This window comes from Bacillus cereus, assembly GCF_015071065.1.
GTDB lineage: Bacteria > Bacillota > Bacilli > Bacillales > Bacillaceae_G > Bacillus_A > Bacillus_A cereus_BA.
Map to the genome: position 1 here is coordinate 1 of NZ_VOVA01000029.1, position 22075 is coordinate 22075.

The window sequence follows — 22075 nt, forward strand, 5'->3', positions numbered from 1 at the left end:
CCATCATTTCCACTACATTACGAAAACTCAAGTTGTACCGCAGGTACCATCTCACTGTTAACAAAATAACGTCTGGTTGATAATGCTTCCATTTGAACAAACTTTCCTTTTCCATACTAATCACGCACCCTTTCTAGAGTAATAGTATCAGTATGTCCAAGTTTTATAGATTTATTGTAATTATCCTGAAGTTTTTGCACCAGAACCCAAATGATAGCTATCTTCTCATCTCTTTCTTTAGACGACACTTTTACAATGATTGGACGTTCTTTCGAATCTAATGGGTACATGGTGATTTCCCTTTTTTATTTTTTCTATCTGATATTTTTCCAATTACTTAATATTTATTTTACTTCCACAATCACAAATGATACTATGCTTAAGAGTTTTTATTTGTGATTGACACTTTACACAAAAACTTTTTTTAGATTTCATACCTTTTCCCTCTTTCCCATGTTATACAATAATACTTTTATACAGTTTTATTTTTGAAGTGTTTTAAAACAACTTTTGCAAGCATGTGAATAAAGTTTGGGTCTATATTAGGCATTGAAGTACGGTAATAGTTAGCATTTAATTCATCTGTAATTACTTTACATTCGTAATCATTATCATATAGGACTTCTAAATGATCTGCTACAAATCCAACAGGAGCATAAATAAATGAGCGATAGCCTTGCTCGTATAAATCTCTTGTTATTATTTGAACATCTGGTCCTAGCCAAGGCTCACCTGTATTACCTTCACTTTGCCACCCTATTATAACGTTATGAAAATTAAGTTCTTTTTTTATAAGTTTTGCTGTTTTACTAAGTTGTTCTGGGTATGGATCATTTCGCTTTAAAATTTTTTCAGGCAAACTATGCGCAGAGCAAATAACAATGGTTTTTTCCATTTCTTCCTTTACCATTCTATTTAATATTTCTCCAATTTTCTCGGACCAATAATGAATAAATCCTTCTTCTTGATACCAGTCGTTAATGGAGGTAATTTCAAGCCCTCCGATTTCCTTAGCAGTCTTTTTGGCACGTCGATTATAAACTTCCGTACTGAAGGTAGAATAGTGGGGGGCAAGAACAATAGAAACGGCCTCTTCAATGCCATCTTTTTTCATTTCCATAACAGCATCTTCTATAAAAGGCGATATATGTTTTAAACCAAGATACATTGTAAATTCTACTTCATTTTGCTCTTTATTTAAGGCCTCCTCTAGTTTTTTAGCTTGGTTAAAGGTAATTTCTGCAAGTGGAGAAATACCTCCTATTTCATTATATCGATTTCTTAAGTCTGTTATCATTTCTTCTGTTGGCTCTTTTCCATGACGTATATGAGTGTAGTATGGTACTAAATCCTCCTCTTTATATGGAGTACCATAAGCCATGACTAGTAATCCTATCTTTCTACTTTTCATTATTTCTTCACCTCTTCAATCCATTTTGACACCTAGAGCAAATTCCATGAATTTCTATTTTATGGTTGTGAATCTTATATTTTGATAATTTATCCGCTAATTCTTCAACCCCTATCAGCTTAGGAAATTCAAAATTAACTATATCTCCGCATAATTCACATATAACATGATAATGATGGGTTTTAAAAAATTCATACCTACTAAGGCCATTACCATATGGTAATTCATTTAGAATCTGCATGTTAACAAATAGATTAACATTTTTGTATACGGTATTCACACTTATATATGGTATTTCCCGATGTATATCCTCAATAGTTGGATGTCCTTTTAGAGAAATAAACGCTTGTAAGATTTGCATTCTTTGGGGTGTTGCACGTAATCCATGTTTCTTTAAAATAGCAATCTCTTCTGAAAAAAGTTTCTCTTTCATAATATTTAATCCCCTTACTTGGAGATAAAGAATAGGTATTCGTCACAGAACAACGAATACCCAACGTGAATAATGGTTGAGAATAAATATGAGAATAGTTTTATATAAATATCTTTATCTATTCATTAATTAGTTTTTTGCTTTTTTAGTAATCGTTATGATCATAGGTAATACTTTCAGCTAAAATGGACACCTGAGAAAGCTGCTTGCTTATCTCAGGTGACTCTTTCTTATCAACCGTAATAACAGTTAATTAAGGTCAAAACGATCTGCATTCATTACTTTAACCCAGGCAGCTACAAAGTCACGTACAAACTTCTCTTTGTTATCATCTTGTGCATAAACTTCTGCAATCGCACGTAGAACGGAGTTTGACCCGAACACTAGATCAACTCTAGTTGCTGTTCTTACTACTTCACCTGTGTTGCGGTCACGTCCTCCGTATACGCCTCCGTCTACAGGCTTCCATTCTACACCAATGTCAAGTAGGTTTACAAAGAAGTCGTTAGTAAGTGTGCCTACACAATCAGTGAATACACCGTGTTTTGTGCCACCATAGTTTGTATCTAAAGCACGCATACCACCAATAAGGGCAGTCATTTCCGGTGCAGTAAGGCCTAGTAGTTGTGCTTTGTCTACAAGAAGCTCCTCTGAACTAACACTGTACTCTTTCTGTTGATAGTTACGGAAACCATCAGCAACAGGCTCTAGCACGTCAAAGCTTTCTGCATCAGTTTGCTCTTCAGTTGCATCACCACGTCCTGGAGCGAAAGGAACAGTCACATCAAAACCTGCTTCTTTAGCCGCTTTTTCTACCGCAGCAGTTCCACCTAGTACAATTAAGTCAGCAAGACTTACATTTTTCTCAAGATGACTTTGAATGTCTTCTAGTACTGAAAGGACTTTTGAAAGCTGTTCCGGTTGGTTCACTTCCCAATCTTTTTGTGGAGCAAGACGAATACGTGCACCATTTGCACCACCACGATTATCTGAACCACGGAATGTGCTTGCTGAAGCCCAAGCAGTTGTAACTAGTTCGCTAATTGTAAGTCCTGAGTCAAGAATTAGTACTTTAATTTTTTCTACTTCTTCTTCTGTTAATTCATAATCAACAGTTGGAACAGGATCTTGCCATATAAGATCTTCTTGTGGAACCTCTGGACCGAGATATCTTGCTTTAGGACCCATATCACGGTGTAAAAGCTTAAACCATGCGCGAACAAATGCATCAGCAAACTCATCTGGATTTGCATGGAAACGACGTGAAATCTTCTCATAGATTGGGTCATGACGCAATGCTAAATCAGATGTAAACATAACTGTCGGAACTTTCTTGGATGAATCTGCTGCATCTGGTGCAAGGTCTTTTTCATCAGGATCTACAGCCATCCACTGATATGCTCCTGCAGGACTCTTAGTCAACCACCATTCATATCCGAATAATAAATCAAAATATCCGTTATCCCATTGTATTGGGTTAGCAGTCCAAGCACCTTCAAGACCACTAGTGATGGTGTCGCCACCTTTCCCACTTCCATATGAGCTTAACCAACCTAAGCCTTGTGCTTCAATTGGAGCTGCCTCTGGCTCTGGACCAATTTGTGCAGCATCTCCTGCACCATGTGCCTTACCAAAAGTATGTCCGCCTGCAATTAATGCAACTGTGTCTTCATCATTCATACCCATACGTCCAAAGGTTTCGCGAATGTCGTGAGCACTTGCAATTGGATCTGGCTTACCGTCTGGACCTTCTGGGTTAACATAAATTAGACCCATCTGAACGGCAGCAAGTGGATTTTCAAGCTCTCTTTCACCAGAGTAACGGTTAGTCCCTAGCATTTCTGTTTCAGTACCCCAGTAGATGTCTTCTTCTGGATGCCAAATGTCTGCACGTCCGCCTCCGAAACCAAAAGGCTTAATACCCATTGATTCAAGAGCAACATTACCTGTTAGAAGCAATAAGTCAGCCCAAGAGATCTTGTTACCGTATTTTTGCTTGATTGGCCATAGTAATCTACGTGCTTTATCAACGTTCGCGTTATCAGCCCAGCTGTTTAGTGGAGCAAAACGTTGGTTACCAGTTCCGCCGCCCCCACGTCCGTCACCAGTACGATATGTTCCTGCAGCATGCCAAGACATACGGATAAACATTGGACCATAGTGTCCATAGTCAGCAGGCCACCAATCTTGGCTGTCTGTCATTAGATCGTGGAGATCTTTTTTAAGAGCTTCATAATCTAGCTTTTTAAATTCATCAGCATAATTAAATTCTTTTCCCATAGGATTAGATTTTTTGTCATGCTGATGAAGAATGTTCAAGTTCAACTGGTTTGGCCACCAGTCTCTATTAGTCGTAGCACTAAATTTGTTACTAGTAACACCACCGTGACTAAATGGGCATCCTCCAGTATTAGCATTGGTATTAGTGTCCATATTTATTTCCCCTCTCCATTTCAATTAAGCAGCAAATAATTTGACTAACTTATTGAAACAAATTAACATATTTGATTTTTGCTCACTTCTCATCACCTCATAAGAGTGAAAGTTAAGCACAACTAAATGATAACACTTTTCATTTAAAAGTCAATGTTATTTTAGAATTGTTATTAACAAGTAAACTATATCAATAAATTCACTTGTAAGTACTTTGAAAATAAAGAGAAAAAATAACATAAAAAATGAGGAGGGGTCCCTCCTCTTCATAATGAAGTACTTATCTGTAAAATTGCATTTTGCATTTTATTCATCTTTTTTTCTAACTCACAGTGCTACTATTAATCTTCTCCAATCTGGCTCGATTGTTGAACAAAGAAATACTCTACAAAATAGATCTTTTTATCAATTTTATTATAAATGATCAGACTTTTTTATAAATCATCGAATTTTATTTTAAATCCACACTTACCTACTTTTACCACCCATATCCAACACCACCAATTCTGTATTTTTTATTCTCATTTTTAATTCCTTTCAAACTACCACCCAATCCGGTACATGAAATTATATATAATAAAACAATAAAAATATCATATTAAAACCAATAAAAATAGTTACCACCAATTATACTTTTATAAGAATATAAAAGTATAAAATATAAAATATACCCCCTAACTATGTCCAGAGTTTCCACCAGGACGTTCTCTTTTTTTTAGCGGCTGCTACTTCCTCCTGGGCCGAAATAATAAGCCTTTTCGTTTCCTGCATTTCTCTAATGACTTTTATCAGATTTTCGTCTCTTTGCTCTAACCTTTTTTCTATCCTTTCTTCACGTTCCTTCCTATCTTTCATATCATCTTCAATTAACTTATTCCTTTGATCTATACGATCCCCTAGTCTCTTTTCCATTTCTAACAGGTTCGCTTGCTGCACCTTATTGATTTCTTCTATCATAGCGCTATATTGTTGTTGGAATTGATATTGTATTTGATAAGGCGTTGGATTTGCCCCCTGGGACTCTTCCGATCCCAAATTGATTCGCAATCATTTTGGCGGCTTTTTCTAAGGTCATACCATCTTGCTTACTCAATTCTACTAACTGTTCAATAAGTAACACATCAAATTCTGTATACTCTCTTCTTCCTCTACTATTCTTTTTCACATCATACCCTTCACGCTCAAGAACATCTGAATACTTTCTAAGTGTGCTGCCGCTCAATCCTAAGCGACCATAAACCTCATTAGCGGTGTATACATAGCGCTACGCCACCTCCTATAAGGGATAGCACCACACATCCATCAACTTAAGAATTTAATTGTTTCCTAAAATAAAAAAATGAGCCGAACTCTCATACATAACTGTGAAAAGGTAAATTTTTCGATTAGCTTGAAAGGTATGGAAATATGCCAAATTACAGGAGTGAGTCAAGTAGCTCTGTATCGTAGATTAAAAGAACTTGAATAAGTTTCCATACCCCAAGAATATATGACTACAGAATGGTATGTATTATCATAAGAGATTAAATAAAAACACCAAAAATATAACCTAACATTATTGGATTAATTTCTAATTTTGTGGAAATGTATAGTGCACTGATCTTATTTTTTAGTGGCTAAATATTCGAGAGGTATTCTTTTTTATCAATCGTACGGTATAAGTAACCCTATACTCCTTTGCCCTTTATATAAATCTCTTCCGATTTCTAAGACAATTGTATGTGTTTCTTTTTCTGAGCTTGATAAAGCTTTATCAAGCTAGTTTTTATATTTGTGGACCAAAAGTATGATGATTGCAGGATGAACGGAAATACTACATTCCTTCAGTATTTTAGGTACATTGTGATAGCTTTCAAAAAAATTTTTAATATTATCGGTCTGCTATTCCATGTTTTGTTCTACTAACGTCTAACTTACTTTCTAAAACTTTGCAACAGAGCTAAGAAAATCTTCATTAAATACATAAGTAAGCTGTCAATCTATATTAATAACACACTTTATAATTCGGGTGAAAGTTATTAGAAGAGATTGTAATTGTATGTTCATCTTTCGTTCATAATTATTTAGTATTTTAAAACAATACCAGGAGAGTTTGAGTGATTATACAAAGATAATTTCATGTTCTATTAGATACTCCATATAGCTAGGATCCCCTGCGATACTTTCATCATTGTCGTAGGAGAATATAATTTATTCTAATGCTAAATAAGTATGGTCATGAATTATAGTTTTTATTACTCTCAATAGGAAAATTGCTTTTCATATGTATTAAGAATAAATCAAAAGTATTTACTGAATAAAAAATTCACTAAAAAGGAGTTGAAATAAAATGAGATCATTGTATGGGAGATTTGTCATTATATCAGCTGTTATTATGGTAATTAGTAGCATAGTGGCATTTCTACTTACAAATATATATTACCATGTGTATTTAAAACCATATAACAGTGAAAAAATTCTAAATTATGCCCTATATATAGAACATTTATATGAGGAAGACAGTGAACTAAATAAAGAGACATATCTACAATCTATTTCCAATCTTGGTTTTGCAATCTATATGGTAGATGAAAAGAAACAAGGAAAACGATATGGAGAGGGCTTTAAAAAAATTAATATTAGTGATGAGGCCATTGATAGTGTACTAAATGGTAATGTATATAACGGGATTGAGAACTATCCTAATCGATTGTTTTCCACTGGCTTTTTTGATAATACAGTAGCAAATAGTATTGGAATCCCTATTCATACCAATGGACAGCAATTTGCCCTATTTATTCGCCCGGATATTCAGCAGCAATTTGGAGAGTTGCGAATTTTTTACGCGGTATTGTTAGGGCTAATCATATTCATTAGTTTGACCTGTATTGCGGTAGCTACTCGTTTTGTTGTTCGTCCAATTCAAAAATTTACACAAGCGACACAAGAAATTGCGAGTGGAAAATATAATTTAGTATTACCGGAATATCGAAAAGATGAAATTGGGGTGCTTGCAAAGAACTTTCGTAAGATGGCAAAAAGGTTGCAAAACTCAGAACAAATGCGTCAAGAATTCGTTTCGAATGTTTCACATGAATTTCAATCCCCATTGTCATCCATCCAAGGGTTTTCTAAAACAGTAAAAACAGAGGATTTAACTGCGTTAGAAAAACATCGTTATTTGAGTATCATTGAATCAGAAAGTCAACGTATGTCTAATATGTGTAAACAATTACTAACACTTGCATCACTCGATCAAGAAGAACTTACTTTACGTAAAGAATTTTTCAATCTAGGAAAACAAATAAGAAGTATTATTTTTATGTCTGAGTGGGAATGGCAAGAAAAAGATCTTGCAATTGAAACGGATATTCCTCATATCGAGATTTACGGAGATAAGAATCTACTTCATCAAGTATGGACGAATGTATTTACTAACAGTATAAAATTTACAGAAAGCGGGAAAAGTATTTCGTTTGAAGCTGAAGAAAATGAATTAGAGTGGCGTATTGCTATTACTGATAGGGGATGTGGCATTCCGAAGGAAGAGATAAAAAGCATTTTTGATCGATTTTATAAAGTCGATTCAGCTAGAAATAGAAACATTAAGGGTAGTGGGTTAGGATTGTCTATTGTAAAAGAAATCATTGAACTTCATGAGGGTGCAATAACAGTGGAAAGCGAGATAGGGAGTGGTACCACCTTTACTATTTATCTTCCCAAAAATAGAGAAGGAATGGATTTAGATGATTAATAACTAAAAGATTTCTTTAGAACAAGTCTCTTTTCGTATATATAATGAAAGCTTTGTACTTATAAGAGGTGAGGTTTCATTTTAAAATTGTCTTTTGTAATGTTCCATTCATAATCTGTTCATATTCCTTATTTATGATAAGTGCATAGGCAAAGCACAAAATAAGGAGGAAAAAGGAATGTTTTTAGCTCTTAAAGAATTAAAACAGTCAAAATTAAGGTACGGATTAATTGGTACGATTATGATTTTATTATCATTTCTTGTACTTATCATATCAGGGTTAGCGAATGGATTATCCAATGCAAATGCCTCTTCCATTCTTGAAATGAAAGCAGAAAAATTTGTAGTATCAGAAGATGCTGAAGGAAAATTACTACGGTCTCAAATCAAGAAAGAAGATGTAGATAATGTATTAGCACAAGTTAGTGAAAAAGAAGCGGTTCCAATGCATATTGCAATGTCTACATTTGAGAAAGAGGGAAGTTCGAAGAAGGTTGACATTGCCATCTTTGCAAATAAACAAGATTCATTTATTACTCCAAAGGTTATTGAAGGAAAAGCGATTGATTTAGAAGATAATGAAATTATTATTGATGAATCAGCGAAAAATAAAGGGATAGCATTAAATGATAAAATTGTAGATCCTATATCCAAAAAGGCATTTAAAGTAGTTGGATTTACAGAAAATGAAATGTTTAGTCATGCCCCAGTTGCCTATATGAATGAGAAAGTATGGGAAAGCATTGCACTTCCACATCAAAAAGAGTACAACGTTATTGCTTTAAATACTGATAAAGAAATTAATAATGCAAAAGTGGTTGAGAAAAAAGAAGTACTCCAAAGTATTCCTGGGTATAAAGAAGAGCAAGGAACTTTAACAATGATTATTGCATTTTTACTTGTGATTACAGCGTTATTAATTGGTGTGTTCTTCTATGTTATTACTTTACAAAAAACACAAGAATTGGGTGTATTAAAAGCAATTGGTACGAAAAATTCGTATTTAGCTAATAGCTTAGTAGTACAAGCTGTATTCATATCTGCTGTTGCACTATTAGTTGGTATTGGTTTAACCCTTGCGGTACAGACTGTGTTCCCTGAAAGTATGCCGTTCTTACTAACGACGACAATGATCGCGCAGTATTCTATTATCTTTATAGTAATTAGCGTGTTAGGGACATTGGTATCTTTATATCAAGTGTTGAAAGTAGATCCATTAGAAGCTATCGGAGGTGGGATGTAATGGTGACGGATTTAAAGTGGGAAACACCAGCATCATTATTAAAACTAGATAAAGTAAGTAAAGTATATGGAGAAGGTGATACAGAAGTAACAGCCTTACATCCAATCACACTAGATGTAAAAGAAGGGGAATTCATTGGTATTGTTGGACCATCTGGATCGGGTAAAAGTACATTACTTTCCATTGCAGGTGCACTTTTATCTCCTTCGAAAGGAAATATTTATGTATCTGGCCAAGATATAACTAGCTTATCGGAAAAAGAAATGACGGAGGTTCGTTTGAAACGAATCGGATTTATATTTCAGTTTGCGAATCTTGTGCCATTCTTAACAGTTAAAGAACAACTTCTATATATCGCAAAATTAAAAGGGGAAAATAAAGCTGAAGCAGACACATATGCCACTGAATTACTAAAGACATTTGGATTAACACATCGAATCAATCATTACCCTAGACAACTTTCTGGTGGTGAAAAACAACGTGTAGCCATTGCTCGTGCTTTTATGAATGATCCAGATTTGATTTTAGCCGATGAGCCTACTGCTAGTTTGGACTCAAAACGTGCTAGAGAAGTGGTTGAAATGATGAAGCATGAAGTAAAGAAAAATAAAAAATCAGCAATTATGATTACTCACGATGAAAAAATGCTTGATGTATGTGATCGTATATTGACGCTTCGAGACGGGAAATTACTACGGAAAAATGAGGTCTGAAAATAAGTAAAGATAAAAACGCCCTTACAGAATTAGATGTAAGAGCGTTTTTTCAACAAGATAAATTCATTAATTATTATATCAGGAAATTAAATAACATAATGTAATATTCCATTCATACTCTGTTCATAATCCTTAGATAAAATAAATCTTGTAAAAGGAAGAGAGATTTTGGAAAAGGGAGATTTCATGCTGTTTGGGCTCCTTTAGTTTTGAGAAAGCAGAATAAAAATATGATTGCAAAGTTTCACACATTAAGTGTAATTGTGTGGTTAATTCCATATATTTCAGGGCTTGTATACGGAATGACAAACAACTCATAAAATGGATTTAAATTTTCTAAACAAAAATAATGTAGTTCATACATTTGGAGGTATATAATGAAGAAATTATTTAATGCAGCGTTCTTTTACTTAGTACTAGGATTATTGTCTGGTATATTTGCAAGGGAGTTTACAAGGGCAAAAGACATTGAAGGTGCTACAATGCTGAATGTTATACATACTCATGTACTGGTACTTGGCTTTGTATTCTTTTTAATTGCATTAGCATTATCAAAAGTATTTACAATTCATGAAGCAAAAAGTTTTAATAAATGGTTTATTGTTTATAATTTAGGACTAATTTTAACGGTTGTAGCAATGCTAGTTCGCGGGCTTCTTCAAGTGAATGGTACTGATTTTAAAGGATTAAGTCATATGGCTGGACTGTCTCATGTAATTATTAGTGTTGGCTTGGTTTGGTTTATGATGTTACTTAAGAAATCTTATAGGAGGCACCATACATCGCCATCAAGCTAAAAAAGTGTATCCATAAAACGAAAAAACGCTATTCTTTTTGTAGAAATATACAGAAAGGATGGCGTTTTTGTATGAATCTATCGATTCAAGATGAATTTCATTTATTCGCTGAATAGGGGTCACCATACATGCCCATCAAGTTAAAATTTTGCAGCACCCCCAGAACGAAATTTTAGACCTTTTTGTAACAAAGAAGATCATTTTATCGTTTTGGGGTTACTTAATTTCGTTAGGTTGATAGCGATGGGATAGCACCAGCATTTCGTAAATTTCGTACGCTTAGAGTTTCCTGTCCATACCTTACGAATTTGTAAGCTTTTTGTCATGTATTTGAATAGTACTAACTAATACGAGGGGATTATAATACTGACTATACAGCAATTATTATGTGTTAAATAAACTTACAGATGGAGAACTTGAAATGAAAAAATATATTTTATCTTTAATACCATTGATCTTAGGAGTTGGATGTTTAGTTAGCTTTAACACGATCGGATCTAAAGTCGCAACAGATGGAACTCTTGTAGAACCATTTTATTTATTACCGATAGGTTATTTATTCATATCTATCAGTGTAATTAGTCTTTTGGTGAATTTATTACCCCTAATGAAAAAAGTTAATAAATAAACAAAAAAGAATCTTATCTTAATAAGATTCTTTTTTTATTTTATTGAAAGTAAACTTTTTATTAGAAGTTTACTTTCAGTTTCATTAGAAAAAAACAAAAGACGACATTAAACAAGTCGTCTTTTGGCCTCAAAACATCTATCAAAATTTTATTTTTCCTCCTGATTTTCTACCTTTTCAGTTTTAGAACTGAATCCACCTTTAAATCCATCCCAAAAATCACAACCACCTAATGAAAACACAAATACACATAATAAACCTATCATAATACCCTTTTTGTAGTTCACTCTATAACATCCTCCATAAACGCAACTTAATATTATAATTATAATATATAAATTAAAAATATCTATGAAAACAATCTTAAATTAACCTTAAATAATTAGACTGTTGTTATCATTTTTCGAATGTAAACTTTTGAATATTTGTTTACATTGACATCTTGACTCTCTAACAAAAATTCATTCATAAGTGGATTTGTTTCATCCGTAATGTTGACAAGTCCACCGGCTAATGAAATAACGTGTCAAACTTTTTTGGGTCACTTCAATGCCCGGTCGTCTTTTCATTATATTTTCTTTCATGTAATTCTTTTAAAAGCTGTATCATTTCAGCTTGTTGTTTTATCTTCTTACGACCATTTCGATTAATCGCTGCAAGTTCACACGCAATTCCAATGGCAAAGAAAAATAAAAAACTTTCTAACATATAAAATCCTCCACATGCATTGTCTATTAGACAGCTTGGCGTAACTGTTCCTCTTGTAAAACCTGTTTATTCTTATTTTCTTCTTTACGCTGACAATATAAATAAGTTAAGTATTAAAAGAAATACTTGAAGATAATTTTATATTTATGTTTGTTTGCTCCATCTTGCTAGACCTCCGAAAAATAAATTATTTAAACACATATAGTTGTATCACTTACAGTAACCATTAACATTCCGTCACAATCGAAAATTCCTAGTGAATTGGATTTACATTATAACTAAATTTTAATTATTCGATTTTATCATGTATTTATCCTCTAAAAGTTATTTCATCCTTTCACCAAAACTGTGTCTTCTAATCCGTTTTTTTTTGACCCTATATTTTCTATTCTTATTAAGTTTGGAAATATCCTTTAACAAAAATACAATCGTAATGATAACCATTCCAAAATTAAATATAAGAGATGTTATAATAATTTCGTTAGTGAAAGGTAATAAGAAGGTGGATACAAAAAAAATAATGGTAATAAAAGAAATGCTTTGTCTCATTAGTGAGGTAGAATGCCTTTTTCTTGTATTATGGTATGTCATAACTGTGCCAGTAATTAATAATAAAGGAGCAGTAAGAAAGATTTCATAACATTTAACAGCATCTTCAACAAACCAAGGTGAAAATCGCATGGTTGAGGAACACATAAACAGGTTGATTACTAAAGTAAATAATTGTATGAGGGATAACGTTATATTTAATTTTGCTTGTTTCATTTTATTCACCCCGTCATCATTGTTTTATACGAGTGTGTTTATGTTGCTACGATGGAAGTTTTATCAAAATCACTGTTCCCATCTCTTCTTTACTTATAATACTTACCGTGCCGTCATGTAGTTCAACAATTTCCTTCACAATGGTTAATTCAATTCCAGCTCCTGAAGAATGGGTATTAATTTGATAAAAAGGCTGATTCACCAATGGTAAATGTTCTTTTCCAATTCCAATCCCTTGGTCTTTTATATTGATAACAGCTTGTCCTTCTTTTTGTGTTAAATTGACAAAAACTTTTCCATCTTTATGTGAATACTTAATAGCATTATCAATGACATTTTTAAAAATTTATTTTAATCTATTTGTAGCACCAAGCACGTCTATTTCTTTTAAATTAGTAATGATTTCAATCTGTTTTTTCCCGCCTTTGGTTTTAACTGCCAAATTGTTTCGTGAAGGATATGATGTAATGGCACCTTTTCTCTATATAAATGAAGATGATTTAACTCTAATCTTGAAAGGTCTAACAACTCTTCTACAAGATGAATGAGACGATTCGTTTCATTTGAAATGATATTCATTTATCAAGTATTTGATCTTATAGCATAAGGGCGATTCCGTTAGGAATCTATAGTTATTTTTGTTCTTCATTATGTATTTGCACCAGAACCTTTTAAGATACTAAACCTGATAATTAGTTTTCTTACTTTTGCTCTTTTATTTTAATCTTCGCGTCTTTATAGAATGCTAGTTTTTCTGCATTATATTCTTTTGTATATTGATTAAACTTCTCTTTTTCTTTTTGTATTTCTCCATTCAATGTATTAACAGCTTTGACTTTCTCACCAATTTCTTTTAATTGTGTTTCTTTATCTTTTAACTTCCCATAAAGGTCTTTTTCAATCGTCAATGATTTCGTGTAACTTTCATTCATTTTCTGAAAAGCCTCATAACGATTTTCATATGATTCTTCTATCTTTTTTGCTTGCTTTTGTAATTTTTTATCCTCGATTTTATCCACATAACTTTGAACTGACTTTGTTTCTTTTTGCGCTTTTCCTAGTGCATCTTTTTCATTTTCCAACACTTTTTCACGCTCATCTACATTTGCTATAGCCTGTTCTATTTTTTGTAGCACTGCTTCGTTATGCTCTTTTCCTTCTTTTATAATTTGAGTGTACAATTCCTGCCCTTGTGTTTCTAAAGCCTCTAATTTTTTTGCATCATCAAATAATGCTTTTTCCTGCTTTGCTGCATTTTCAAAAGCTACATATAAATTTTCTGTTGGCTTTTCCCCAATACAACCGGATAATACTGCTATCAATAGTCCTCCAACTAATGCGATTTTTCTATAAGTCAATGTTAATTCCTCCATTAGATACGATTATCATGCCAGAAATTCACTGGGAAGTGATCTTCTTCATGATATGCTTCAAATTCATAGCCCTTTTCTTTTAATCCTTTTATAATAGCTGGTACAGCAGCCACAGATTGTGGATGAATATCGTGCATTAAAATAACTTCTTGTGGTTCCGTTGCACCTGCAAGTATATTTTGAACAATTTTAGCTGCGGCAGTATCAACTGGCATCTTATTATATGTCCAATCTAAAGAGTCGATTGTCCAATCCCATACTTTAAGATTAGCTTCTACCACTTTATTACGAAGTGCCTCATTTAATCCTGGCTTTGAACCATATGGTGGGCGTGTTAATTTTGGAGATTCTCCAATAATATTTGCTATTAAACTTTGATCTTCTTTCATTTCATTTACAAACTGGCCGTTTGTATACAATTGCTTAAATTCATGTGTTATACTATGCATTCCCACATAATGTCCTTCTTCTTTCTCACGTTTTACTAACTCTGGAAACTGTTTTACATTTGCACCAATTAAGAAAAACGTTGCTTTCGCATCATTTTGTTTCAAGATATTTAACAATTCAGCCGTATATTTACCAGGTCCATCATCGAAAGTAAGATAAACGACTTTTCTCTCCTTACCATTAAAACGACTTGGTGCTGTTTTCTTTATTTGAATTTTTGGTTGTTCACTTGCTAGCTGCACTGGATTTCCCTGCTTAGCTACAGCTGATGCTGGTGATGTAATAGATTGAAACATAAAATAGCCAGCTGCTATTACAACAATTGCTACAATTGTCATCACTATGCGTTTTACACTAAAAATATTTCCCATTCTTTTGAACTCCTCTACCTATTAACTTTATATATGCGAATATCATTATGTTCTTATGCACGTATTAGCTTTATTACAACTATAAAAACCAGATATTGTATACATTACAATGGAAGTTTTATCAAAATTATTGTCCCCCCCTCTTCTTTACTCACAATACGTATCGTACCACCATGTAACTCAACAATTTTTTTCACAATAGATAATCCAATTCCTTCCCCTGGCGATTGACTATTAACCTGATAAAAAGACTGATTTACAAATGGTAAATGCTCTTTTGCAATTCCAATCCCGCAATCTTTTACACTGATTACTGCTTGTCCTTCTTTTTTTATTAAAGTAATAGAAACTTGCCCTTCTTGATACGAATACTTAATTGCATTATCAATAACATTTAAAAAGATTTGTTTTAAACTACCCTTATCACCAATTAATTCTATTTCTTCTAAATTAGTAATTATCTCCATCTGTTTTTCCTCTGCTTTTGGCGTTAATTGCCAAATTGTCTCATTCAGTATATGCTGTAATTGAATCTTTTGTTTATGCAACTGAAACTGATTTGACTCTAATCTCGAAAAATCTAACAACCTCTCTACAAGATGAATGAGACGCTCTGTTTCACTTGAAATGATATTCATTCCTTGTTTTATTTCTTCTTCAGTTAAACACTCTAGAGACTCTATTGTCTCACTCCACCCTTTAATACCTGTTAGTGGTGTACGCAACTCATGTGAGATGGAAGCAATAAACTCATTTTTCATCAGTTCTGTTTTTTCCATTTTATAGGACATGCAGTTCAAACTATGCGCTAATTCACCTAACTCACCAGGATAATCCTCTTTAATTTTATAATTCAATGTCCCTTCAGCAAGTTTTGATGAAGCATAGATAATTGATTCAATTGGTTTTATAAAAAGATTTGCTAGTCGTCTACTTATTATTAAAACAATTCCTGAGATAATGATCCCCACTGAAAGTGTAAACAAAATAAGTTCAATAATGTTTTTATTTACATTTGTTAGAACAGTTGTATATTTTAAAATACCAATCGTTTGTCCTTGATGAACAAGTGGACTTAATATTTCCAATTGTTTTTGGTTATCTTTTGTAGTAGTGATTTGTTGATACGTATTCCCTTCAAGTAACGAGGAAGGAATCTTTATTTTTTTATTTACTTTTTGTCCACTTGAAGACTGTATCACTATCCCATGCCGATCAATCACTTGTAATTCTGTCCCTTGTAATTGAAAATCCTTTATAATATCGCTACTACGTTCTCGTAACCGAATAAAATACACTGAATTGTACTCGGAAAAAAGGCGCGTACTCGTTTTCGCATGCCTTTCTATATAGTGAAAAATACCACTATAATAGTAACGATAAATAGAAATTGAAAAAACTACTTCAAACAAAACAAGCATAAGAACAATGACAGTCATAAAATACAAGCTAATTTTTTGTTTCATCTTTCACTTTCCTTCCACATATATCCTTTTCCCCATACTGTTAGGAGAAACTGAGGTTCAGAAGGATTAAATTCTATCTTTTGACGTAGGCGGCTCATATTTACATCTACTACTTTGGTTTCACCTACATAACTTACACCCCATATTTTATTTAAGATTTCATCACGTGAAATTGGCTTGTCACAGTTTTCCATTAAATATTGTAAAATCATATATTCTGTTGGAGTTAAATCAATTTCTTTTCCTTCTCTATATAATTTTTCTTGCCGAAGATTTAATACAAATGATCCCGAATGAATTGATTCAATATTTTCTTCATTTACTTTTACTCTTCTTAGTAATGATTGTATACGTGCAAGTAATTCAACTGTACTAAATGGTTTTTCAATATAATCATCTGCTCCAATGGTTAAACCTTGTACCTTATCTTTATCTTGAACACGTGCCGTTAACATAATAATACCGATTTTTTCATTGCTTTCTCGTATGCTTTTACATACCTGAAAACCATCTATTCCGGGTAACATCACATCAAGTAATGCAATATCAATAGTGTGTTTACCCAAAAGTTCTAGAGCTTCTTCTCCTGTATTCGCCTCTAACACACTGAAACCAGCGCGCTTCATGTTTAACACAATAAAGCTACGAATCGTTATTTCATCTTCCAATACTAAAATTGTTGTCATGATCTACCCTCCTCTACTCCTGATGATACTCAGCTATGGGTTTAATATAAGATTTGAGCTTCTGATACTTTGATTGTTTTGGCACTGCATATACATAGGAATTTGTTTTAACTGCTGCTTCATAATTTTGTACCTTTGACCATTCCTTACGGTTAAAAATGTGAATCTCAAGCCACGTCTCATTTGTATCAGCATAAAGAAGACGCTGAGTATTCTTGGAATCCTCTCGAATTGTTAATTTCCCAACTAACTCTCTAGGAATTTTAACAAAATAACCTTGTTCTATATTTACATATCGCTCTTCTATAGGTTTAAATTCAATATTTTCATCCCACTGTACATATCGTTCAAACAATGGACTTTCAGCGTGTGAACGTTCTTCCCATCCTTTCGGACGAAGAGAAGTAGCAAACTCAATGATTCCATCACCATTCACATCTTGACTCTCTAATATAAATTCATTAAAAAATGGGGGTTTTTCATCTGGAAATAAATTTTTAAATTGATTGTTTTCGAATTTAGCTATATACGTAATTCCTGAGTGAGCACCAACTCCTGCATCAATAACGATTGCTTTCTCCTTTCTAGAAATATTTCCAAGCTGTACTTTTTGTATTTCATTTATATATGGGTCAAATGAAACATCAGATAGCACCTTAAATTGTTCCATAAGCTCAACTTTTAATTGCTGATTTTTTTCATAAGTAACTAAACTTATATCATTAATACCATTCTGGTTTAAATCATCTACAAATAATTTCGTATAATCACGATTGTGAATTTCTGTTATATTGTTATTTTCTATTGAAAAAGCATACATGATATTATCAGAAACTTTCCTACTTCTAGAAATTCCTACTAAAAGTTCATTCTTATGATTTCCTGTAAAGTCTCCTATTTCAACGATGTCAACTCCTTCTCCAAGGAAAGTACGTGTTAACTGTAACTCCCAACCTTTTTGGGTTTCCTTATAAATAGATAAGTATACTTGATAATTGTCATTGGGTTGTTTATATAAAAACATAGCTTCTTTCTTTCCACCTTGATTCGTATTTATTGTCCAAATCATCTGTTTATCTTTATTAGACAGGGGAGTAAGCAATTGATAATTCATCGGAAGATCTTTATTCATTTGCTCTTTTAATGTATCTAGCCATCTTTCATTCGTAGGGGCCTGCATTAGATTTGTCGGTGTTTCGGCCGTTGTACAACCGGTTAATATAAATATGATGCCCATAATGATTAATATTTTTTGCATATGTTCTCTGTCCTTATCACGAATTTATTTGCTGTTGTTTATTTTCCGCATCTCCAACATTTTTACACATAAAAAGTATAATTTTTATGATGTAAAAAAGCGTTACAGAAAAGTTACAATTTCAATTTGATAAATAAGATAGGCAGGTGTCACCTCTTTTTATTATCTTGAGTCACTATATCAAAAAAAGAAAATTATTCGTTTGAGCACAAATCAAACGGTTCCCTGTACGTTAAGAAAAAATGATTTTCTCGTCGGAAAGCGCGAAAATCGTATGTTATCAATATCTAAATCCAAAAAAGCTTAGAATATTAAAGCCCTAACCTATTAGTCGTATATAATAGGTTAGGGCCTTTTAGGTTCTGTTGCAAAGTTTTTGAAAGTAAGCTAAACTTTTGCAAAACAAAGTGAAGAGAATCATAAATGAGATATTTTAAAGGAAAACAATTCAGGAAAGATATTATTTTGGTAGCCGTCGGCTACTGTCGTTTTTCTTGAAGTTATCGAGATGTAACTGAAATTCTGAAAGAAAGTGGTGTATTGGTCCATCCCACAACCATCATGCGATGGGTCCATGAATATCCAAATTAAAATTCTTACTGCTATTTCACCAAGTCGTATTCTTCGATCAATTTTACGATCTCTTTTTTCCTCCAATCGCTTTTTTTCTTCTTGCTCACCTTTCTTTTGTAATGATTTTTTTACGATTTTCTTTTTTCATAAATCTCAGCCCTTTCTTGCTATGTATTTCATCTATGTATATCCACTTCCCCATCAAAAAAGTTTTCAGACACAGTGTCTATTTTCAGACAAGATGTTGTTTTTTACACTAATGTGTATTAATGTCCAATGCTAAAGGTCAAATTTACCCACTTCAAAAGGTACAAATTTTAAAGCATGTTTAACTTTCATATAGTGAAAATTAGTTTTGTAAAAGTATGAAAATAGAAAATTAATGAAAATGATTTGTTTTTATTGTAAATACGAAAGTAAACTTTTAGATATTTGTTTACTTTCACTTAAAGGCGTAGCACCACACATCCATCAACTTAAAAGTATTCAGTAGATCCTAACATTTTTTTCGTCTCTAGGGGTATAGCTAGTTTTTTTATAAGAGCATGTCTTATTTAAATCGATATTTTGATGCAATTTTACATATCCAAATATAGGGAATCTATACACAGAGTATGATTAAATTATATTGATAAAATTAAATTACATTGAATTTTCTTTATAGGTTACTATAGTTGTTCTTTTAAGGAATATATCAAGTTATAATTGTTATAATCAATTAATTTAATAAAATAAAATAGTAATTTTATAAGTATAATTTTTCCACTCATATTAATATGTAATAACTAATTTACCGAATATAATCGACAAAATTCTACTATTTACGCATTAAAAATTTAATGTTTTAATAAAGGTGTAATTGATATGACCACTGAGAAAGGAGAAGATTATACGAATAAAAGTGCAGTTAAGTTGCAAGTAACATTATGTCGGATTAATTTTCTTAATATTCAGTTAATTTTTTAGAAAAAATCCAGAATCACAAAAGTATCATATTTGTAAAAAATAGCATTCTATGTTTCTACATAGCAAAAGTGATTTGATTCCTCAATAAAGGTATAAGCAATGTACAGTATATTATCATCTTTTGTAATCTTGTAGAAATAATAGAAGAAGAGGAGAGATATCATGAAACGTATGAAAAAAATCATTCCCGCAGCTTTTGTATTAAGTTCAGCTTTACTTGTAGCACCAGGATTTTCTTCGGCAGATACGAATACTACAAATGTAGAAAATCTTCCAATAGTAATCAGTTCTCAAGAAGGAAAAGCACCTATGTCAGCAGAACAAGTTGAGAGTAGTGGTGCTCCTATTCCTCAGGCTCCTGTTGGACCTTATCAAGAATTTCCTTATGAGTCTTATTCTAGTACACAATACGGTGATTTAATTGACTATGTATATGTTGATCTTTATGCAAAAAAAGGTCAAACACTGTCAACAAAAGATTTAAAAGAAACCCCATTCTTAATTGTATTACCAGATGGTACTCGAGTGAATGAAGTTAAAGATGACTATAATTTAAATATTACTCCTGGTAAATTAGCATATACAATTGGTTTACCTAAAGAAAAATTCAAAGAAATTCTTTCTGATACAAAACTTAAAAAAGATATTTACTGGAAGTTGATAGATTCAAATATTGTAGATAAAAACTCTGGATATCATTGGAGTAAAACAGTAACGAGTGGTCTGTCTAAATCAAATACTATGGGATTTGCTCTAACAGTTGGGTTTGAATTAGGCTTTGGAGAAACTGCTAAATTTTCATCTTCGTTAACTACTAGTTTTGAGTCTAATACTACAATAACTGATGAGACTTCAACTACGAAAACTTTTGATTTTAATCCAAAACCTGATTATGCATACGACCAATATCGAACTGCGTTATATCAGCAAGTGGCGAAATATTCAGTTCAGCCAGGATCCAAATTAAATGAATTTATAAATAAAGGCAATTCTGAAAATGAATATTATGAATTCAAATTGAAACAAGAATACAATTATCCGGTAGATGTTTTAGTAGCTCTTACATCTAAATAAAAAATTAAGTTCAGTTTAATTCTCCTTAGCATATGAAGACAAAAAAGAGTCCTAAGTTAATAGGGCTCTTTTTTATTTTCTCGAAAGTAAACTTTTCAATATTAGTTTACATTCAAATCACCTAAAACATTGACTTTATCGTAACTTACCCATTTTCCTCAAAAACTACTAGAAAAGTATACCTTCTAAATACTATTAATAAAATTAAATTCGTCAATAACTACATATCCATGTTAATATTTTAATTAACAAATATTAACATGGAGGATTCAACATGAATAATCTAAAATACTTCTTAAAAGAGAACCCTCTTATTAAATATTCTCTATATATAATATTAGGAGCTGGAGTAGTAAGAACAGGCTATGAATTTGGTTATTTCATTACAAACTTCACATTATAAAACAAAAAGTGGTGTTAATTAACATAACACCACTTAGTGGAAGTCAATCTATCTAGAATCTTATTAAAGTCCCTTCAGAAGATCTGAAGGGACTTTTCATTCACATAATTTCCGTTATAAATAGTAAAGAAGGACATCTTAAATGTCTTTTTTCTTTCTAATTAAGTATTAGCGAAACAATAATAAAGCTATAATTACCAAAATAATAAATATAGCTCCGCCGATCTCTTCGACAATTTTAAACTTGAATTTATATTCTTTTTTTGGTTGTTTATGTTCATCTTTTAATTGTTGAACTTCAACTGTTAATTGTTCCAAAGATTGTTTTAATCCTTCAATTTCTTGCTGCAATTTATTTTCACCATTCATAGTGTAAATCCCACCAATTTATATTTTTATCATAAATATTATAATATAAATAAGTCCTTAGCCAAATGTTAATTTCACTGTATATTCTATTTATACCAGATTTACATAACGTCTCATTATCAGTAGTCAACGATGCATAAAATTTTTGTTATGGGGGTAATTAAAAGTCTTAGCTTGATGGGCATGTGGCGGTACCCCATCGCTATCAAGCTAAGCTCA

The 22075-nt window shown here is 32.3% G+C and carries 19 protein-coding genes and 5 pseudogenes; 9 read left to right on the forward strand and 15 right to left on the reverse strand.

Going from position 1 to position 22075, the window contains the following annotated elements; translation table 11 throughout:
- The 5 genes and pseudogenes from FT637_RS27755 to FT637_RS27775 form a co-directional block, all read right to left on the reverse strand.
- Window positions 1–115, reverse strand: a pseudogene (locus FT637_RS27755) (IS6 family transposase); the annotation flags it as partial.
- A 357-nt stretch (window positions 116–472) separates the two neighbouring features.
- Entirely contained in the window at window positions 473–1411 is a 939-nt protein-coding gene (hemH, locus tag FT637_RS27760; RefSeq protein ID WP_193648994.1) for a ferrochelatase, read from the reverse strand.
- A 7-nt stretch (window positions 1412–1418) separates the two neighbouring features.
- A complete protein-coding gene (locus tag FT637_RS27765; protein ID WP_193648995.1) occupies window positions 1419–1844 on the reverse strand; it encodes a Fur family transcriptional regulator in 426 nt (141 codons plus the stop codon).
- Window positions 1845–2093: 249 nt separating this feature from the next.
- Window positions 2094–4277: a catalase/peroxidase HPI gene (gene katG / locus FT637_RS27770; RefSeq protein WP_193648996.1), complete on the reverse strand. Its 2184-nt coding sequence runs from the start codon at window positions 4275–4277 to the stop codon at window positions 2094–2096.
- Between the two features lie 678 nt (window positions 4278–4955).
- Window positions 4956–5499, reverse strand: a pseudogene (locus tag FT637_RS27775) (DUF3967 domain-containing protein).
- Window positions 5500–6606: 1107 nt separating this feature from the next.
- Here FT637_RS27775 and FT637_RS27780 point away from each other — a divergent pair.
- From FT637_RS27780 to FT637_RS27800, 6 genes and pseudogenes are all read left to right on the forward strand, one after another.
- On the forward strand, window positions 6607–8010 hold the full coding sequence (locus tag FT637_RS27780; RefSeq protein ID WP_193648997.1) for a sensor histidine kinase: 1404 nt from the start codon (window positions 6607–6609) through the stop codon (window positions 8008–8010).
- Between the two features lie 178 nt (window positions 8011–8188).
- A complete protein-coding gene (locus FT637_RS27785; protein WP_193648998.1) occupies window positions 8189–9253 on the forward strand; it encodes an ABC transporter permease in 1065 nt (354 codons plus the stop codon).
- Window positions 9253–9966 carry an ABC transporter ATP-binding protein gene (locus FT637_RS27790; RefSeq protein ID WP_193648999.1) on the forward strand — a complete coding sequence of 238 codons (714 nt, stop codon included), beginning with the start codon at window positions 9253–9255 and terminating at the stop codon, window positions 9964–9966. The genes FT637_RS27785 and FT637_RS27790 overlap by 1 nt, the downstream gene beginning before the upstream one ends.
- A gap of 185 nt (window positions 9967–10151) precedes the next feature.
- Window positions 10152–10289: pseudogene (locus FT637_RS30520) on the forward strand (TIGR03987 family protein); the annotation flags it as partial.
- A 57-nt stretch (window positions 10290–10346) separates the two neighbouring features.
- Window positions 10347–10766, forward strand: coding sequence for a DUF2871 domain-containing protein (locus tag FT637_RS27795; RefSeq protein ID WP_193649000.1), 420 nt, complete (start codon window positions 10347–10349; stop codon window positions 10764–10766).
- Between the two features lie 421 nt (window positions 10767–11187).
- On the forward strand, window positions 11188–11394 hold the full coding sequence (locus FT637_RS27800; RefSeq protein WP_193649001.1) for a DUF3955 domain-containing protein: 207 nt from the start codon (window positions 11188–11190) through the stop codon (window positions 11392–11394).
- Window positions 11395–11543: 149 nt separating this feature from the next.
- On the opposite strand, the gene FT637_RS27805 is transcribed toward FT637_RS27800, so the two are convergent.
- From FT637_RS27805 to FT637_RS27845, 9 genes and pseudogenes are all read right to left on the reverse strand, one after another.
- Complete coding sequence (locus tag FT637_RS27805; protein ID WP_193649002.1) at window positions 11544–11681, reverse strand: hypothetical protein; 138 nt, start codon at window positions 11679–11681, stop codon at window positions 11544–11546.
- Window positions 11682–11940: 259 nt separating this feature from the next.
- Window positions 11941–12102 carry a YrzO family protein gene (locus tag FT637_RS27810; RefSeq protein WP_193649003.1) on the reverse strand — a complete coding sequence of 54 codons (162 nt, stop codon included), beginning with the start codon at window positions 12100–12102 and terminating at the stop codon, window positions 11941–11943.
- Window positions 12103–12426: 324 nt separating this feature from the next.
- On the reverse strand, window positions 12427–12867 hold the full coding sequence (locus tag FT637_RS27815; RefSeq protein ID WP_193649004.1) for a hypothetical protein: 441 nt from the start codon (window positions 12865–12867) through the stop codon (window positions 12427–12429).
- A gap of 46 nt (window positions 12868–12913) precedes the next feature.
- A pseudogene (locus FT637_RS27820) lies at window positions 12914–13446 on the reverse strand (sensor histidine kinase); the annotation flags it as partial.
- A 122-nt stretch (window positions 13447–13568) separates the two neighbouring features.
- Window positions 13569–14240 (reverse strand): YkyA family protein, encoded by a 672-nt coding sequence (locus FT637_RS27825; protein WP_193649005.1) that lies wholly within the window; start codon window positions 14238–14240, stop codon window positions 13569–13571.
- Window positions 14240–15061: a peptidoglycan-N-acetylglucosamine deacetylase gene (locus FT637_RS27830; protein WP_193649006.1), complete on the reverse strand. Its 822-nt coding sequence runs from the start codon at window positions 15059–15061 to the stop codon at window positions 14240–14242. Before FT637_RS27830 ends, FT637_RS27825 begins: the two co-directional genes overlap by 1 nt.
- Before the next feature lie 104 nt (window positions 15062–15165).
- Window positions 15166–16527, reverse strand: coding sequence for an ATP-binding protein (locus FT637_RS27835; RefSeq protein ID WP_193649007.1), 1362 nt, complete (start codon window positions 16525–16527; stop codon window positions 15166–15168).
- Complete coding sequence (locus FT637_RS27840) at window positions 16524–17213, reverse strand: response regulator transcription factor (protein WP_193649008.1); 690 nt, start codon at window positions 17211–17213, stop codon at window positions 16524–16526. The genes FT637_RS27835 and FT637_RS27840 overlap by 4 nt, the downstream gene beginning before the upstream one ends.
- A gap of 13 nt (window positions 17214–17226) precedes the next feature.
- Window positions 17227–18471: a hypothetical protein gene (locus FT637_RS27845; protein ID WP_193649009.1), complete on the reverse strand. Its 1245-nt coding sequence runs from the start codon at window positions 18469–18471 to the stop codon at window positions 17227–17229.
- A gap of 423 nt (window positions 18472–18894) precedes the next feature.
- Between FT637_RS27845 and FT637_RS27850 the strand changes: the two are divergent.
- The 3 genes and pseudogenes from FT637_RS27850 to FT637_RS30400 form a co-directional block, all read left to right on the forward strand.
- Window positions 18895–19053, forward strand: a pseudogene (locus FT637_RS27850) (IS6 family transposase); the annotation flags it as partial.
- Between the two features lie 1119 nt (window positions 19054–20172).
- Complete coding sequence (locus FT637_RS27855; RefSeq protein ID WP_193649010.1) at window positions 20173–21084, forward strand: hypothetical protein; 912 nt, start codon at window positions 20173–20175, stop codon at window positions 21082–21084.
- Between the two features lie 274 nt (window positions 21085–21358).
- Window positions 21359–21487, forward strand: a complete 129-nt coding sequence (locus FT637_RS30400) for a hypothetical protein (RefSeq protein WP_264675751.1) — start codon at window positions 21359–21361, stop codon at window positions 21485–21487.
- A 168-nt stretch (window positions 21488–21655) separates the two neighbouring features.
- On the opposite strand, the gene FT637_RS27860 is transcribed toward FT637_RS30400, so the two are convergent.
- Window positions 21656–21856 (reverse strand): hypothetical protein, encoded by a 201-nt coding sequence (locus tag FT637_RS27860; protein WP_193649011.1) that lies wholly within the window; start codon window positions 21854–21856, stop codon window positions 21656–21658.
- Between the last annotated feature and the right edge of the window lie 219 nt (window positions 21857–22075).